Annotated in this window: 14 protein-coding genes; 8 read left to right on the top strand and 6 right to left on the bottom strand. The window is 60.3% G+C overall.

The annotated features are described in order from the left end of the window. Positions 1 to 1,158, top strand: a complete 1,158-nt coding sequence (locus tag A8O26_RS21405) for a phospholipase D-like domain-containing protein (RefSeq protein WP_064119741.1) — start codon at positions 1 to 3, stop codon at positions 1,156 to 1,158. A gap of 130 nt (positions 1,159 to 1,288) precedes the next feature. Here A8O26_RS21405 and bglX read toward each other — a convergent pair whose 3' ends face one another. Next, positions 1,289 to 3,580, bottom strand: coding sequence for a beta-glucosidase BglX (gene bglX, locus A8O26_RS21400; RefSeq protein ID WP_064119740.1), 2,292 nt, complete (start codon positions 3,578 to 3,580; stop codon positions 1,289 to 1,291). A 248-nt stretch (positions 3,581 to 3,828) separates the two neighbouring features. On the opposite strand from bglX, the gene A8O26_RS21395 reads away from it, so the two are divergent. The 4 genes from A8O26_RS21395 to A8O26_RS21380 all read left to right on the top strand — a co-directional run bounded on the left by A8O26_RS21395 (position 3,829) and on the right by A8O26_RS21380 (position 7,445). Continuing rightward, positions 3,829 to 4,434, top strand: coding sequence for a LemA family protein (locus A8O26_RS21395; protein ID WP_064119739.1), 606 nt, complete (start codon positions 3,829 to 3,831; stop codon positions 4,432 to 4,434). A 43-nt stretch (positions 4,435 to 4,477) separates the two neighbouring features. Continuing rightward, the gene (locus tag A8O26_RS21390) at positions 4,478 to 5,230 is read left to right on the top strand and encodes a TPM domain-containing protein (RefSeq protein ID WP_064119738.1); all 753 of its coding nucleotides are present in this window, start codon (positions 4,478 to 4,480) and stop codon (positions 5,228 to 5,230) included. Between the two features lie 43 nt (positions 5,231 to 5,273). Beyond that, complete coding sequence (locus tag A8O26_RS21385) at positions 5,274 to 5,891, top strand: TPM domain-containing protein (protein ID WP_064119737.1); 618 nt, start codon at positions 5,274 to 5,276, stop codon at positions 5,889 to 5,891. A 336-nt stretch (positions 5,892 to 6,227) separates the two neighbouring features. Continuing rightward, on the top strand, positions 6,228 to 7,445 hold the full coding sequence (locus A8O26_RS21380; RefSeq protein ID WP_064119736.1) for a class I SAM-dependent methyltransferase: 1,218 nt from the start codon (positions 6,228 to 6,230) through the stop codon (positions 7,443 to 7,445). 65 nt (positions 7,446 to 7,510) lie between these two features. Here A8O26_RS21380 and A8O26_RS21375 read toward each other — a convergent pair whose 3' ends face one another. Further along, a complete protein-coding gene (locus A8O26_RS21375) occupies positions 7,511 to 8,416 on the bottom strand; it encodes a DMT family transporter (RefSeq protein ID WP_064119735.1) in 906 nt (301 codons plus the stop codon). 275 nt (positions 8,417 to 8,691) lie between these two features. On the opposite strand from A8O26_RS21375, the gene A8O26_RS21370 reads away from it, so the two are divergent. Together A8O26_RS21370 and A8O26_RS21365 are read left to right on the top strand one after the other, a co-directional pair. Next, a complete protein-coding gene (locus A8O26_RS21370) occupies positions 8,692 to 9,273 on the top strand; it encodes a DJ-1/PfpI family protein (protein ID WP_064119734.1) in 582 nt (193 codons plus the stop codon). Positions 9,274 to 9,286: 13 nt separating this feature from the next. Next, the gene (locus tag A8O26_RS21365) at positions 9,287 to 9,592 is read left to right on the top strand and encodes a ribbon-helix-helix domain-containing protein (protein ID WP_064119733.1); all 306 of its coding nucleotides are present in this window, start codon (positions 9,287 to 9,289) and stop codon (positions 9,590 to 9,592) included. A gap of 130 nt (positions 9,593 to 9,722) precedes the next feature. Here the strand turns inward: A8O26_RS21365 and A8O26_RS21360 are convergent, their stop codons facing one another. From A8O26_RS21360 to A8O26_RS21350, 3 genes are all read right to left on the bottom strand, one after another. Then, a complete protein-coding gene (locus tag A8O26_RS21360; protein ID WP_064119732.1) occupies positions 9,723 to 12,281 on the bottom strand; it encodes a TonB-dependent receptor in 2,559 nt (852 codons plus the stop codon). Between the two features lie 121 nt (positions 12,282 to 12,402). Continuing rightward, on the bottom strand, positions 12,403 to 13,362 hold the full coding sequence (locus A8O26_RS21355) for a FecR family protein (RefSeq protein ID WP_064119731.1): 960 nt from the start codon (positions 13,360 to 13,362) through the stop codon (positions 12,403 to 12,405). After that, the gene (locus tag A8O26_RS21350; RefSeq protein WP_064119730.1) at positions 13,359 to 13,895 is read right to left on the bottom strand and encodes an RNA polymerase sigma factor; all 537 of its coding nucleotides are present in this window, start codon (positions 13,893 to 13,895) and stop codon (positions 13,359 to 13,361) included. Before A8O26_RS21350 ends, A8O26_RS21355 begins: the two co-directional genes overlap by 4 nt. Positions 13,896 to 14,052: 157 nt before the next feature. Between A8O26_RS21350 and A8O26_RS21345 the strand changes: the two genes are divergently transcribed. Next, on the top strand, positions 14,053 to 14,397 hold the full coding sequence (locus A8O26_RS21345) for a YegP family protein (protein WP_064119729.1): 345 nt from the start codon (positions 14,053 to 14,055) through the stop codon (positions 14,395 to 14,397). 141 nt (positions 14,398 to 14,538) lie between these two features. On the opposite strand, the gene A8O26_RS21340 is transcribed toward A8O26_RS21345, so the two are convergent. Next, positions 14,539 to 15,420 (bottom strand): dihydrodipicolinate synthase family protein, encoded by an 882-nt coding sequence (locus A8O26_RS21340; protein ID WP_064119728.1) that lies wholly within the window; start codon positions 15,418 to 15,420, stop codon positions 14,539 to 14,541. Positions 15,421 to 15,435: the final 15 nt, after the last annotated feature.

The following is a 15,435-nucleotide window of genomic DNA, read 5'->3' as shown; positions in this document are numbered from 1 at the left end:
ATGCGCGGCGCGGTGTTCCCGTGGCGGGACGGCAACCGGTTCGAACTGTTGATCGACGGCCCGCAATTTTTTCCGCGCATGCTCGAGCAGATTGCTGGTGCGCAGGAGCAGATCGAACTGGAGCTGTATCTGGTCGAGGCCGGCGCGTGTGCCGAAACCATTGTGCAAGCGCTGGTGCTGGCGGCCGAGCGTGGCGTGCGCGTGCGTTGCCTGTTCGATGATTACGGCAGCCTCGCCTTCACGCTCAATCTGCGTCAGCGCCTGACCCATGCCGGGGTCGAACTGCGTTTCTACAATCGGCTTAACTGGCGGCGCTGGGTCGGCAATTTTTATCGCGATCACCGTAAATTGCTGCTGGTCGATCAGCGTCTGGCGGTGGTGGGTGGCACCGGTGTCACCGACGAATTCTGGACGCCGGGCCATGACACCAGCGAGTGGCACGAAGTGATGGTGGAAATCAGCGGCCCGTTGGTGATCGACTGGCAATTGCTGTTTGATCGACAGTGGATCGCCAACCGTTATCGCCGCGCCTGGCGCCCGGCCGCACATTTTGGTCTGCCACGCTTGCCGCGCGTGCCGGACAAGGGCGAGGGCATGGGCCGCGTGGCGTATGCCGATGCGCGCCAACATCGCGACATTCTGCAATCGTTGTTTCGTGCCCTGAACAGCGGCCAGCAACGTATCTGGATGGCCACGCCGTATTTCCTGCCGACCTGGAAAATCCGCCGTTCCCTGCGCAAGGCCGCCGCACGCGGAGTCGATGTGCGTTTGCTGCTGACCGGGCCACGCACCGATCACCCGTCAGTGCGTTACGCCGGACATCGCTACTACCCGCGACTGCTCAAGGCCGGGGTGCAGATCTTCGAATACCAGCCGTGTTTCCTGCATTTGAAAATGGTCTTGGTCGACGATTGGGTGAGCATCGGTTCGTGCAACTTCGATCACTGGAACCTGCGCTTCAATCTGGAGGCGAATCTGGAGGCGCTGGATCCGTCGTTGACGGCAGCGGTGGAGGCGAGTTTTGTGAAGGACTTCGGACTGAGTCAGTTGGTGAGTCTGGAGGAGTGGCAGCGCCGGCCATTGTGGCGGCGGGTCAAGCAGCGGGTGTGGGGGTGGGTGGATCGGGTGGTGGTCAACATTCTCGACCGCCGCGGCTAGTCAGTCCCCTTAAACCACTGTGGGAGCGAGCTTGCTCGCGAATGCGGCCTGACAGTCAACATCAATGTTGAATGTGATGGCCTCTTCGCGAGCAAGCTCGCTCCCACAGAGTTTTGCGGTGTTGTTGCGGTTACAGCAGTTCGAAGCTCTGCTGCGTCACGTCCTGCGAATCCAGGCCGATCTGCACGTTGAACTTGCCTGGCTCCGCCGCATATTTGAGCTGGGCGTTGTAGAACTTCAGGTCATCTTCGCTGATGGTGAAGTGTACGACTTTCTGTTCGCCGGCCTTGAGCATGATTTTCTGGAAGTTCTTCAGTTCTTTCACCGGGCGGATCATCGAACCGGTGACGTCCTGGATGTACAACTGCACCACGGTTTCGCCGTCACGCTTGCCGGTGTTCTTCACCATGACGCTGGCGTCGAGCTTGCCGGTGGCGTTGAGGGTGGTCGACGACAGCGCCATGTCGCTGAGGGCGAATTGCGTGTAGCTCAGGCCGTAACCGAACGGAAACAGGGGACCTGTGGTGTCATCGAAATACTGCGAGGTGTAGTTGCCCGGTTTGCCCGGCGTGAACGGCCGGCCAATGCTCAGGTGGTTGTAGTAAGTCGGAATCTGGCCCACGGAGCGCGGGAAGGTCACCGGCAGTTTGCCCGACGGGTTGTAGTCGCCGAACAACACGTCAGCGATGGCATTGCCGCCTTCGGTGCCGCTGAACCAGGTTTCCAGAATCGCGTCAGCCGACTGGTTCTCTTCGAGGATGGTCAGCGGACGGCCGTTCATCAGCACCAGCACCAGCGGTTTGCCGGTGGCTTTCAACGCACGGATCAGCTCACGCTGGTTTTCCGGGATGTTCAGGTCAGTACGGCTGGAGGATTCGTGGGACATGCCACGCGATTCCCCCACCGCGGCGACGATCACGTCGGCATCCTTGGCGGCTCTCACCGCTTCGTCGATCAGCACGTTGGCCGGACGTGGGTCATCGACTACTTCCGGCGCATCGAAGTTGAGGAAGTTCAGGTAATCCAGCACCTTCTTGTCGCTGGTGATGTTGGCGCCACGGGCGTAGATCAGATTTGCCTTGTCGCCGATCACCGCGCTCATGCCGTCGAACAGGGTCACCGATTGCGCCGGCTTACCGGCGGCAGCCCAGCTGCCCATCATGTCGATCGGGGCTTTGGCCAATGGGCCGACCAGCATGACTTTCGCGTCTTTCTTCAGCGGCAGGGTTTCGTTCTGGTTCTTCAGCAACACCATGCTGCGCCGCGCGACTTCGCGGGCCTCGGCGCGGTGCAGGCGGCTTTCGGCGTAGGTGTCGGCCGGATCGTCTTCAGCCTTGCCGATGCGCAGGTACGGGTCCTTGAACAGGCCCATGTCGTACTTGGCCGCGAGGACTTCACGCACGGCGTTGTCGATGTCTTTCTGTTCGATCTCGCCGGACTTGAGCAGCCCCGGCAGCTCTTTGCCGTACAGGGTGTCGTTCATGCTCATGTCGATGCCGGCCTTGATTGCCAGCTTCGCCGCTTCACGACCGTCGCGGGCGACGCCGTGCTTGATCAGTTCGAAGATCGCGCCGTGGTCGCTGACTGCCAGGCCTTTGAAGCCCCAGTCCCGGCGCAGCAGATCGTTCATCAGCCAGGTGTTGGCGGTGGCCGGAATGCCGTTGATCGAGTTCAACGCGACCATCACGCCGCCGGCGCCGGCATCGATTGCGGCGCGGTACGGCGGCAGGTAATCCTGATACATCTTCACCGGACTCATGTCGACGGTGTTGTAGTCGCGACCGCCCTCGACCGCGCCATAGAGGGCGAAGTGCTTGACGCTGGCCATGATGCTGTCGGCCGCGCTCGGGGTCGCGCCCTGATAGGCGCGCACCATGACGCCGGCGATGCGTGAGGTCAGGTAGGTGTCTTCACCGAAACCTTCGGAGCTGCGGCCCCAGCGCGGGTCGCGGGAGATGTCGACCATCGGCGCGAAGGTGATGTCGAGGCTGTCGGCGGCGGCTTCTTTGGCGGCGACACGGCCGGACCGACCGATGGCATCCATGTCCCAGCTCGAGGCCAGGGCCAATGGAATCGGGAAGATCGTACGGTGACCGTGGATCACGTCGTACGCGAAAAACATCGGGATCTTCAGACGGCTGCGCATGGCCGCGTCCTGCATCGGACGGTTTTCCGGGCGGGTGATCGAGTTGAACGTGCCGCCGATGTTGCCGGCGGCGATCTCTTTGCGGATCAGCTCGCGAGGCATTTCCGGGCCGATGCTGATCAGGCGCAACTGGCCGATCTTTTCATCGAGGGTCATCTGGTTCATCAGGTTGCTGATGAACGCATCCTTGTTTTCCAGGGGTGCCGGGGTCGTGGCGGCCAATACTTGATGACTGGCCAGGCTGACGAACAGGCCCAGCAAACACAGCTTCTTCATGAATGTTTTTTCCAAAAGCCTGTTCGGCATTGAGTTCGTGCCGTTCAGCAAGAATAAGGAGCGGCTATTGTTGTTTGTGCAAATGCAGCACACTTATGCGCTTGTATTGCTGATCAAAGGTTCGCATTGGGCATCTTTTAGCCCATTGGGCTGATGCAATCCAGTGGTGGCGGCAGATTATGCCCCAAGAGCCGGGTTTGTAGGTCGCAGGATATTTTTCAATGGAATGGACGAGGGAGCTTCGCCCGATGAATGTAAAACACCCCTACCGATCGAGCCTGAAAATGGCCGTCATCTTGCTGTTGAGCACATGGCTTGCCGGTTGCGGCATCAACACCATTCCGACGCTCGATGAACAGGTCAAGGCCGCCTGGGCACAGGTACAGAACCAGTACCAGCGCCGCACTGACCTGATTCCCAACCTGACGGAAGTGGTCAAGGGCTACGCCAAACACGAAGAGGCGACCCTGACTGCCGTGACCGAGGCCCGAGCCAAGGCCACCTCGATTCAGGTCGATGCCACGACCCTCGACAATCCGGAAAAACTCAAGCAGTTCCAACAGGCCCAGGATCAATTGTCCGGGGCGCTGAGCCGGTTGATGGTGGTGTCCGAGCGCTATCCGGACCTGAAAGCCAACCAGAACTTTCTGGCCTTGCAATCGCAACTTGAAGGCACGGAAAACCGCATCAGCGTGGCCCGTCGCGATTTCATCCTCGCCGTGCAGAAATACAACACCGAGATTCGCACGTTTCCCGGGCGCCTGTGGCACAGCGTGATGTACAGCGATCTGCCGATTCGCGAAACCTTCGAAGCGTCTGCCGGCAGCGAGCAGGCACCCCAGCTGAAATTCTAATTAACGCCGCAAGGGCGATGTATTCCCCAGGGATGAGGTTGCAATGCGAGTTTTGAAAACAGGCCTGGCGCTGCTGTTGTGTGTCGTGGCGATGGTGGTACGTGCCGAGTTGACGTTTCCGGCATTGACCGGGCGAGTGGTCGACGACGCTCACATGATCCAGCCCGCGGTCGTCGAGCAACTGACCCGGCAGCTCCAGGCCCACGAAAACGCCACCGGCGAACAAGTGGTGGTGGTCACGGTGGAAAACCTGCAAGGCACCGCGATCGAGGACTTCGGCTATCAGTTGGGGCGGCATTGGGGGATTGGCCAGAAAGGCAAGAACACCGGCGCGCTGCTGATCGTTGCCCGCGATGAGCGCAAGCTGCGCATTGAGGTCGGCTACGGCCTGGAAGCGCGCCTGACCGATGCGCAGAGTGCCGTCATCATCAACCAGGTGATTTCCCCGGCGTTCAAAAAAGGCAACGTCAGCCAAGGTATCAGCAGCGGCGTGGCCGCGATGCTGGTGGTGCTGGGGGGCAATCCGCTGGACGAGGCCGAACCGGAACACGAGGCGTCCTTCGGCCAGTGGTTTGCCAACACCATGGGGTTATTGTTCTTCCTGGCCCTGCCGTTTTTGATGACGTACTGGTTCCTGTGCATGATCGGCGTAATCAAGACCGCCCCGCGCAGTTCCTCCGACGACCCGTTTGACAGCGGCGGCTCCAGTGGCGGTGGCAGCAGCGGTGGTGGCGGTGGCGGCTACAGCGGTGGCGGTGGCAGCTTTGGCGGCGGCGGTGCTTCGGGCGGCTGGTGATGGCGCAGCAGGCAACAACAATAATGAACAGGCGTGGGTAAACATGGCATTACTGAGTGAATACGAACAACGCACAGTCGCCGAGGCGATTGCCCGGGTCGAGCGTGACACCGATGCGGAACTGGTGACGGTGCTGGCGGCGCGTGCCGACGATTACGCCTACATTCCGCTGTTGTGGGCGAGCCTGCTGGCACTGCTGGTGCCTGGCGTCGTGCACTACCTGAGCGGTTGGTTGACGGTGCACAGCCTGTTGCTGGTGCAATGGATCAGCTTCTTTGCGTTGAGTCTGGTGTTTCGCCAGCCGCGCATCCTTCCACACCTGGTACCTCGCCGAGTGCGCCACTGGCGTGCGTCGAATCTGGCGCGGCGGCAGTTTCTCGAACAGAACCTGCACCACACGGTGGGCAGCACCGGGGTGCTGATTTTTGTCTGTGAGGCGGAGCGTTATGTGGAGATTCTGGTGGACGAGGGGATTTCCAAACGGCTGGACAATAAAACCTGGGACGGGATTGTCGCAGCGTTTACCGAGCAGGTGAGGCAAGGGCGCACGCTTGAGGGGTTTGTCACCTGTATTGAGGCGTGTGGTGAGTTGCTCAAAGTGCATGTGCCGGTGACGCAGGTGAGGAATGAGTTGCCCAATCGTCTTGTGGTTTTGGGGTAGGTTGCGGATTTTTCATTCGGCTTGAGGGCCAATCCCTCACCCCAGCCCTCTCCCGGAGGGAGAGGGAGCCGACCGAGGTGTCTGGCGCTCGACATCGACCTGAAAAATCGAGTCGATTATGGATTCAAGGCAACTCGTTCAAACCTGAGTTCGGCTCGGTATCTCAGGTCGGCGTACCTCGTGAAAACACCTCGGTCAGTCCCCTCTACCTCTGGGAGAGGGCTAGGGTGAGGGCCGCTTTAATCAACCGTTCGGCAAATAAGAGCGTGTCCCCAACCCCCATCCCCCCTAAAATACTCGCCATTCCCGATTTCGCCCGTCCGAGGCCGCTTTTCCATGTCTGTTACTGCTCCTGCCACCCAGCCCGCGCCCGATCACCACGCCCAGTTCATCGAGCTGCTGCAATCCAGCCTCGAACAAAACGGCTTCATCAAACTGGTGCTGGCCAAGTACGTCGGTGAAGAGGCGGAGCTGCAGCGGCTCATCATCAAAGCGGTGACGGTCAAGGCGCAGCCGAACCTGTCTTTCGTCTATCGCTATAAAACCCGCGACATCACCAAAAACCTGCCCTTGGTTGAAGGCGTGGCGGCGATTGCCGAGTTGTTGCCGGCCTCGTTCAAAAATGCCCATTTGCTGACGCTGACCGACGAAGCGCAGCTGGAATACAGCAAAAAGGGCAAGAGTTCGCTGTTCAAGAGCAAACCTCAGCAATTGCGCGAAGCGCCGTCCGCCGAGCACAACCGGGAGAAAAATCGCTTCCTCGAACTGAGCCGACCGTTCCTCAAGGACCTCGGCGTGACCAACGCGCAACACGAGCTGATCCCGGCGATGTCGCGCAAGTGGAAGCAGATCAACAAGTTCATCGAAGTGTTCAGCCATGCCCTGACTTCGTCGCCGCTGGCGCTGGACCAACCGGTGCGGGTGGCGGATTTCGGTTCGGGCAAGGGCTATCTGACGTTCGCGATTCACGACTACCTGCGCAACACCTTGAAGGCCGAAGGCGAAGTCACCGGTGTCGAGTTGCGCGAGGAAATGGTCAACCTGTGCAACGCGGCGGCAGCGAAGCTCGATCATCCGGGGCTGGTGTTCAAGTGTGGTGACGTGCGCAGCGTCGCGCCGAGCGAGCTGGACGTGATGATCGCCCTGCATGCCTGCGACATCGCCACCGACTACGCGATTCACACCGGCATCCGTTCGGGCGCGTCGATCATCATGTGCTCGCCGTGCTGCCACAAACAGATCCGCTTGCAGATCCAGAGCCCGGCACTGCTCAAGCCGATGTTGCAGTACGGTTTGCACCTCGGTCAGCAAGCGGAAATGGTCACCGACAGTCTGCGCGCATTGTTCCTTGAAGCCTGCGGGTATGAGACCAAGGTATTCGAGTTCATCTCGCTGGAGCACACCAACAAGAACAAGATGATTCTCGCGGTGAAACGCGCCGAGCCGGTGAATCCGGCTCAGCTGTTGGTGAAGATCGAAGAGTTGAAAGCGTTCTACAACATTAGTGAGCACTGCCTGGAAACGCTGCTGCGTGCTGACGGTTTCCTGGGCTGACACTGACCCTGTGGGAGCGAGCCTGCTCGCGAAGGGGCCATAACAGCCAACATCATCGTTGACTGTCAGTCCGCCTTCGCGAGCAAGCTCGCTCCCACATTTGACTTCACTGCGGTCTTGCGGCCGAGCATGACGGTCGCAATCACCCCGCAGGCAAACACCCAGGTGATCGGCTCGACATGTTCACCAAAGAACAGCGCCGAAAACGCGATGGTGAAGAAGATCTGCAGCAATTGGACCTGACTGACCCGGGAAATGCCACCCATGGCCAGCCCGGCGTACCAGGCAAAGAAGCCGAGAAACTGCGAGAACAACGCCACGTAACCAAACGCCCACCAGGTCTTGGCCGACACCGCGCCCTGATGTTGCAGCGCCAGATACAACACCGGCCCGATCAACAGCGGCGTCGCCAGCACCAGCGCCCAGCAGATCACCTGCCAGCCACCCATCTCCTTGGCCAACCGGCCACCTTCGGCGTAACCCAATCCACCGACGGCAATCGCGCCGAGCATTAACAGATCACCCGCCTGAATACTGCCCGCGCCGGTGTACAACGCATACCCGAGCACTAACGCACTGCCCAGCGCCGCGCAGGCCCAGAAGGCTTTTGACGGACGCTCATGGGACAACCACGCGGCATACAGCGCCACGCACAACGGTTGCAGGCCGTTGACCAGTGCGCCATGGGACGCCGGCAAGGTTTGCATGGCCCACGCCGACAACACCGGGAAACCCAGAATCACCCCGGCGATCACCAGGCTCAGGCCTTTGACCTGCTGCCACGTCGGCCACTTCTCGCGGCGCCACAGCAACAGCAATGCCGCCGGAATCGCTGCGAACAATGCGCGGCCCAAACCGTTGAGCAGCGGATGCAGTTCCTGCACCACGATGCGGGTGAAGGGCAGGGTAAGGCTGAAAATCACCACGCCGAGCAGGCCGAGGGCCATGCCGGTGTTTTCGCGCGAGGACATGATGGGGGACCGGAATTGAAGGTGGCAGGGAATGACCTTCATAAAGCCATAAACCGGGCGGTTCGGGCTGTTACAGCTAGGCACAGACTTAGGCGTACAGTTTCAGGGCCCCTTCGCGAGCAAGCTCGCTCCCACAGGAGAATGCATTCCAATGTGGGAGCGAGCTTGCTCGCGAAGAACGATGACACGGTCTCAGGTAGTAGCCGGTTGTTACCCGATCCTCCGGATAAGGTCTACCTTGAACACTCCCAGGTAATTCCAGAGGAGTCCTCCCCATGGCCGCGAAAAAGATTCTCATGCTGGTCGGCGATTACGTCGAAGACTACGAAGTGATGGTGCCATTTCAGGCCCTGCAAATGGTTGGTCACACTGTCCACGCCGTGTGCCCGGACAAGGTTGCCGGCAAAACCGTGCGCACTGCGATCCATGACTTCGAAGGCGACCAGACCTACAGCGAAAAACCCGGTCACCTGTTCGCCCTCAATTTCGACTTCGCCAAAGCCCAAGAGACGGACTACGACGCGCTGTTGATCCCCGGCGGACGCGCCCCGGAATACCTGCGCCTCAACGAAAAGGTCCTCGATCTGGTGCGCGCCTTCGACAAGGCCGGCAAACCAATTGCGGCGGTCTGCCACGGCGCACAACTGCTGGCGGCGGCAGGCGTACTCGAAGGTCGCGAGTGCAGCGCTTATCCCGCCTGCGCGCCGGAAGTGCGACTGGCGGGCGGTACGTACATCGACATCCCGGTGACGGACGGCCACGTTCAAGGCAATCTGGCCACCGCCCCGGCGTGGCCGGCGCATCCGAACTGGCTGGCTGGTTTCCTCGGCTTGCTCGGCACCAAAATCACCCTGTAACGAGGATTCGCCGATGTGCGAGCTCTACGTCAAGGCTGACCCGATTCTCTACGAATCACGCTCGCGCTCGCTGCGCATCTGCGGCGTGGTGACGACGTTGCGCCTGGAGAATCAGTTCTGGGACATCCTCAGCGAAATCGCCGAGGTCGACGGCATGACCACCAACCAACTGATCGCCAAGCTGTATGAAGAGGTGATGGATTATCGCGGGGAAGTGGTGAATTTCGCCTCGTTCTTGCGGGTGAGTTGTATGCGGTATCTGAGTCAGCGGCGAGTGGGTTCGCCGGAGTTGTCGGTGGTACGGGCAGTGGTGAAATAATCGAGATCGAGTAGCCTCATTCGCGAGCAGGCTCACTCCCACTTTCGACCGAGTTTTCCAAGTGAAATACGGTCAACTGTGGGAGCGAGCCTGCTCGCGAAGGCGTCAGATCAGGCAACGCAAATCCTGATCAGAAGAACCGCGTCACGCTCACCTTGGCATTGCGCCCCTGGCTGTACGCCCGGTCCCCGCTCAACGCCGGGCGGTAGTCTTCGTTGAACAGGTTATCGACGGTCAGATTGACCTCGGTCCCCTTGAGATAAGGCTGTTGCGGTTTCCAGTTGGCGAACAGTCCTTGCACGTTGTAGCGGTCGTTGTCGTACTGATCGTAGAACACGTCGCCGACGGTGTTTTTGCTCGAACCGTACTTGTCGCTCGGCAGGCGATCGGTCTGACGCACGAATTCACCCTGCCAGCCCACCTGCGCGTCCCAACTCGGGATCTTCACCGCCAGTACGGCAATCCATTTTTGTGGCGGGATGTCGCGCGCCCAGACGTCCGGGCCCCATGGGTTGGTGTAGGCGCCTTCGTGCTTGCCGGTCATCCACGAGTAGGACAGCGAGCCGAACAGGTAGGTCGAGTCATAGAAGCTTTCGACTTCGAAGCCCTTGATGGTCAGCCCGCCAATGTTGCGATAGTTGCCCATCGGTCCCGAGCCCTTGCAGTCGGACGCGATGGTGCCGCCCTTGATCGCCTGGTTTTCGCAGCCGACGCCGGTGGCCTTGAATATCTCGTCGTCGATCTTGTTGCGGAACAGCGTGGTGCGGATCTGCACATTGTCGCGCTCGGTGAACACGTTGGCGAAGTTGCTGATGTTACCGGCGCGCCAGCCCGTGATGCGTTCCGGGTCGAGGTCGACGCTGGTCGCGGTGCGGCTGCCGATACCCTGAACTTCGTACTGCTCGTCGATCACCGGCGCGCGCCAGGTCTTGCTGTAGTCGACGAAGAAACCGACGTCCGCGGTCATGCGCCAGAACGCCGACAGGCGTGGCGACCAACCGGTGTAGGTGCGGTCGCTGTAGTCGTGGCCGAAGCTTGGATCCTGACTGGCGTAAAACGGCGCTTCGTTGGCTTCGCCACGGTTGCGCACGTGGTCATAGCGTACCGACGGGGTCAGGGTGAAGTCGCCGATGGTGATCGCGTCTTGTAGGTAAGCGCTATTGGTGTCGACCTTGCCCTGCGGCATGAAGCTTGGCTGGAAGTGGCCGTAGTTGTACTTGGGCACATTGTAGGTGCTGCCGGGCATCCACATTTCGGTGTCGCGGCTGTGCTTGCGGATCTGAATGCCGCCAGTGACCGCGTGGGCCAGCGGACCGGTATCGAACAGGCTGATGTTGCTCGCCTCGAGAATCCGGTCCTTGTAGGCGGTGTCCATCTTGCGTCCGCCGGTCGAGGTCTGCAAAAACGCCGTGGCCTCACGCTCATCGGTCTGGTCGGTGTTGGATTCCGAGTAGCTCAGCTTGAAGTCGACCAGACGGTTGTCCAGCGGCTGATATTGATACTTGGTCGACCACGTGGTGTCGGTGGTTTCACGGTTGGCCAAAAAGCGCTTGAGCGCATTTTCGTAGCCATACTTCTTGATGTTGTCCTTGCTCGGCGGCGTCGGATAACTGGCCGACGAGAACGGTGTCCAGCGCTCACTCTGCGAGCGCGAGTACGACAGCCCGACGCTGTGCTCATCGGTCAGGTGCAGATTGAATTTGAGCAACTGGCCGTCGAGATCCTGCGCACTGTTGGGCAGGCGCTGCGGATTTATCGGGTAGTCATGCCCCGGGTCCGGCGGCGTGGCGGCCAATTTCATGTCGCCGCCGTCGCGCTTGGTCAGATAGACCAGCGCATCGGCGCGGCCATCGTCGGTGCGACCGAACACGGCACCGGTGTAAGTCTGCTGATGGTCGTTGCTGGCATAGCCATATTTGACCATCGCGCCGGTGTTGCGGCCTTCTTGCAGCAAGTCCGGGGCGTCTTTGGTTTCCATGTGCACGGTGCCGCCGAAGCCACCGTTGCCGGTGAGCATCGAGTGCGGGCCTTTCTCCACTTCAATGCGTTTGATCAGCTCCGGCTCGATGAAAATCGTGCCTTGCTGGTAGCGCTCGAAGCCGCTTTTGGTCGCGCCATCCACCGTCAGTGGCACGTCCTCGGCATCGCCCAGGCCCCAGATGTTGATGGTCTGGCCACCGGGTTTCATCGAACCGCCCATGCTCACCCCGGGCAGGGTCGCCAGCAGGCTGGGGATGTTGCTCGGTTGATGGCGGTCGATGTCGGCCTGGGTCAGGGTCGAGCGGCCGACGGTGCTGGAGTCGACCTCGGTGCCGGTGCCGATCACGCTGAGGGCATCGAGTTGAATGCCGTCGCTGCTGCTGGTCACTGGTTCTTCCGGGCGCACCACGTAAGTCTGGTTGACCTTGATCAGACCGAACTGGCTGTTGCCGAGCAACTGGCGGATGGCTGCTTCTGCGCTGTATTCGCCGTCGATGGCCGGAGCCTTGAGATCGCGCAATTGCGCTTCATCGAACAGCAACTGGATCTTCGCCTGCTGGGCGATCTGGCTCAGCGAGGCCGCCATCGATTGCGCTGGCAGGTGCAGGCTGATCGATTCGGCATGCGCCTGCACACTGATTGCCAGGCAGGCAGCGAGCAGGGTCGGTCGAAGGCAGGTGAGCGGGTACGGTGAAAACACGCGAAACATGGAATCCCCCAAAGCGGCAAAAGGCCAAAAAGGCCTGCGTCAGCAACGCAGACCGGAGGAAGACGCGGCAGGCAAAAAAAACCTCACATGCGAATGCAAAATATTCTCATGTGGGTTGTTGTCAGCGGTTTTCGATACGGATCTGGCCGTCGGCGAGGGCGACGGTTTTCACCGGAATCAGCGCGGGCAGGGCGTTGATCAATGCATCCGGGTCCTCGACGTCGAGGTTGCCGGAGACCTTGAACTGGCCCAGTTTCGGATTGGCCAACAGCACCGGTTTGGCGCGGTACAGGTTCAGCTCATCGACCAGACTGGACAGTTCACGATTGCGAAACGACAGATGCCCGCTGCGCCAATCGGCCACTTGGCTGACCGCCAGCGTGTGTTGCTGCACGCTGCCGCTGGCCAGGTCGACGGCGGCTTGCTGCTGAGCACCGAGCAACAGCGGCGTGCGGTTATCCGGCGCGAAGGCGACCTGACCATGGGCGACGCTGACCACCAGTTGTTTATCGGTGCGGCGCACATCGAAACCGGTGCCGACCACGCGCACGGTGGCGTCGCCGGTTTGCACCCACATCGGCCGTTCCTTGTCGGGCGCGACTTCGATATAGAACTGGCCGCGATCGAGAAAGAGCCGGCGCTGATGGCTGTCGAAGTCGACGCGCAATTGCGTATTGGCATTCACTGACAGGGTGCTGCCGTCCGGCAATTCGAAGCTGCGCATGCCTTTGGCCTGCGCGCTGATCTGTTGCTGATAGACCTCGTGCGACGTGCCCAGGTGCGTCGCCAGTACCGCGCAGACCAGCGCCGCTGCGACCGCCAGCGTGGGGCGCCAGAGGGTTTTGCGCTTGGCTGTCGGCAGGGGAATCGGTCGATTCAGTTGCTGCAATTCGCCCAGATCAGCCCACAGTTCTTCGAACGCGCGATAAGCCTTGGCATGCTCCGGCTCGCGCAACCATTGCTCGAAAGCCTGACGCACGGCGCGGCCCTGTGGCTGGCGATTGCGGGTAAACCACGCGGCGGCCTGACCGTCGACGCTGTCGTCCGGCAGTTCGCTGTCGAATTCGTAAGGGCGGTTCATTCTGGCTGCTCCGTGCCGTTTTCTTGATCCAGGCGTTGCTTGCAATGCATCAATGCGAAGGCGATGTGTTTCTCCACCATGCTCAGCGAAATCCCCATGCGCTCGGCTATCTGCGCCTGACTCAGGCCTTCAAAGCGGTGCAGCATAAGGGCCTCGCGCCGACGTGGCGAGAGTTCGGCCAAGACTTCTTTCAGATGTTCCAGACGTTGCTGGCGCTGCGCCGCCGCCATCGGGTCGTGTTGCTCGTCGGTAACCGGCTCCGCCTCGCTGTCGTGTTGGGGCTGGACGATGTGCCGGACCTTTTGTTTACGCCAGTGATCACGCAGCAGGTTGCGCGCCATCTGGAACAAAAACGCCCGTGGCTGCTCGACCTTGGCGCGGTCGCGATAGTCGAGCCATTGGGTAAACACGTCCTGGGTCATGTCCGCCGCATCGCTGGGGTTTTCCGTGCGTTTGCGCAGGTAATGCAGGATGTCCCCGTAAAATCGGCGAAATGAATCAGCCGACAGAGGATCGGGCGTGAGGCGGGGCATGGATATCCTTCTTGACGAAGCGGGGGCGCAGAAAGTCGCGAATGATATCGAGAATTATTGTTATTTGTCATGTTGGTGATCCGCCAGGTTTGCCAACAGTGGCTAAACCAGTGAAACGGTCTTTACTTTCGAGGGTTCAATCGACAGGAGCAGACCGATGTCCGGATGGTATGAGTTGAGCAAAAGCAGCAACGGCCAGTTCAGGTTCGTGCTGAAAGCGGCGAATGCCGAAACGATTCTGACCAGCGAGCAGTACACCACCCGCGCGGCAGCCGAAGGCGGGATCGCCTCGGTGCAGACCAACAGTGCGCTGGATCAACTCTACGAGAAAAAGTCGACGAAGGACGGCCATCCTTACTTCAACCTGAAAGCGGCCAATCATCAGATCATCGGCAGCAGCGAATCCTATTCATCGGATGCGGCGTGCGATAAAGGCATTGCCAGCGTTAAAACGAACGGTCCGACGAAAGTGATCAAGGACAAGACGCTACCCGTTCTCTGACCTCACTTTCAAATCCACCAAAAATCCCCTGTGGGAGCGAGCTTGCTCGCGAAAGCGGTCTATCAGTCAACATCATCATTGACGGGTACACCGTCTTCGCGAGCAGGCTCGCACACATTGGTTTTTATGGGGCCTGTGAGATCAGCGCAGGGTTTTCAGGAGTGTTTGCAGTTGGGTCTGGCCCGCTTCACTCAACGGGAAGACCGGCAAGCGCGGATCACCCAATTCCAGCCCGGTCTGCCGCAACCCGGCCTTGATCGTAGCCGGCAAGCCACCCTTGAGGATGAAGTCCAGCAGCGGCAACTGGCGATAGAACAACTCGCGGGCGCGAACCAGGTCACCGGCCATGGCGGCCGCGTACAAGTCCAGATTCAGTTGTGGAATCAGATTCGGCGCCGCCGTGCACCAGCCTTTCGCCCCGGCGGCAAATGCCTCCAGCGCCAGCGGATTGCAGCCGTTGTAAAACGGCACCTGACCGTCGCCCAGCAATTGCAGCTTGTGCATGCGCTGAATATCGCCGGTGCTCTCCTTGACCATGGTCACGTTGTCCACGCCATTGACGATGCGCAGAATCAAATCAACGGACATGTCGGTGCCGCTGGTGGCCGGGTTGTTGTAAAGCATGATCGGCACGCCGATGCTTTCGCCGATAGCGCGGTAGTGGGCGAGGATTTCCGCTTCAGTGAGTTTCCAGTACGAGGCCGGCAGCACCATCACCACGTCGGCGCCATGAGCTTCAGCGAAACGCGCGCGGCGTACGGCTTTGGCGGTGGTCAGGTCGGACACGCTGACAATGGTCGGCACGCGTTTGGCCACATGCTTGATGCTGAACTCGGCGACCTGGTCCCACTCCGCGTCGCTCAGGTAAGCGCCTTCGCCAGTGCTGCCCAGTGGCGCGATGGCGTGGACGCCGCTGTCGATCAGGCGATCGATCGATTGCCCGAGCGCCGGCAGATCCAGCCCTTCGCCGTTGGCGCCGAACGGGGTGATGGTGTAGCCGATGATGCCGTGAATAGTGGACATGGGAATCTCTCCGTA

Source organism: Pseudomonas fluorescens (assembly GCF_001648775.1).
GTDB classification, from domain to species: Bacteria; Pseudomonadota; Gammaproteobacteria; order Pseudomonadales; family Pseudomonadaceae; genus Aquipseudomonas; species Aquipseudomonas fluorescens_M.
The sequence above is the reverse complement of the archived record's forward strand: the minus strand, read 5'-3'. Positions and strand labels throughout refer to the sequence as shown.

What these genes read in the sequence shown, in the direction of transcription:
- A8O26_RS21365 (WP_064119733.1), top strand. Translation starts at nt 9,287, where the DNA reads ATGTGCGAGCTCTACGTCAAGGCTGACCCGATTCTCTACGAATCACGC.
- bglX (WP_064119740.1), bottom strand. Translation starts at nt 3,580, where the DNA reads ATGAAGAAGCTGTGTTTGCTGGGCCTGTTCGTCAGCCTGGCCAGTCAT.
- A8O26_RS21340 (WP_064119728.1), bottom strand. Translation starts at nt 15,420, where the DNA reads ATGTCCACTATTCACGGCATCATCGGCTACACCATCACCCCGTTCGGC.
- A8O26_RS21375 (WP_064119735.1), bottom strand. Translation starts at nt 8,416, where the DNA reads ATGTCCTCGCGCGAAAACACCGGCATGGCCCTCGGCCTGCTCGGCGTG.
- A8O26_RS21395 (WP_064119739.1), top strand. Translation starts at nt 3,829, where the DNA reads ATGAATGTAAAACACCCCTACCGATCGAGCCTGAAAATGGCCGTCATC.
- A8O26_RS21390 (WP_064119738.1), top strand. Translation starts at nt 4,478, where the DNA reads ATGCGAGTTTTGAAAACAGGCCTGGCGCTGCTGTTGTGTGTCGTGGCG.
- A8O26_RS21370 (WP_064119734.1), top strand. Translation starts at nt 8,692, where the DNA reads ATGGCCGCGAAAAAGATTCTCATGCTGGTCGGCGATTACGTCGAAGAC.
- A8O26_RS21350 (WP_064119730.1), bottom strand. Translation starts at nt 13,895, where the DNA reads ATGCCCCGCCTCACGCCCGATCCTCTGTCGGCTGATTCATTTCGCCGA.
- A8O26_RS21360 (WP_064119732.1), bottom strand. Translation starts at nt 12,281, where the DNA reads ATGTTTCGCGTGTTTTCACCGTACCCGCTCACCTGCCTTCGACCGACC.
- A8O26_RS21355 (WP_064119731.1), bottom strand. Translation starts at nt 13,362, where the DNA reads ATGAACCGCCCTTACGAATTCGACAGCGAACTGCCGGACGACAGCGTC.
- A8O26_RS21405 (WP_064119741.1), top strand. Translation starts at nt 1, where the DNA reads ATGCGCGGCGCGGTGTTCCCGTGGCGGGACGGCAACCGGTTCGAACTG.
- A8O26_RS21380 (WP_064119736.1), top strand. Translation starts at nt 6,228, where the DNA reads ATGTCTGTTACTGCTCCTGCCACCCAGCCCGCGCCCGATCACCACGCC.
- A8O26_RS21385 (WP_064119737.1), top strand. Translation starts at nt 5,274, where the DNA reads ATGGCATTACTGAGTGAATACGAACAACGCACAGTCGCCGAGGCGATT.
- A8O26_RS21345 (WP_064119729.1), top strand. Translation starts at nt 14,053, where the DNA reads ATGTCCGGATGGTATGAGTTGAGCAAAAGCAGCAACGGCCAGTTCAGG.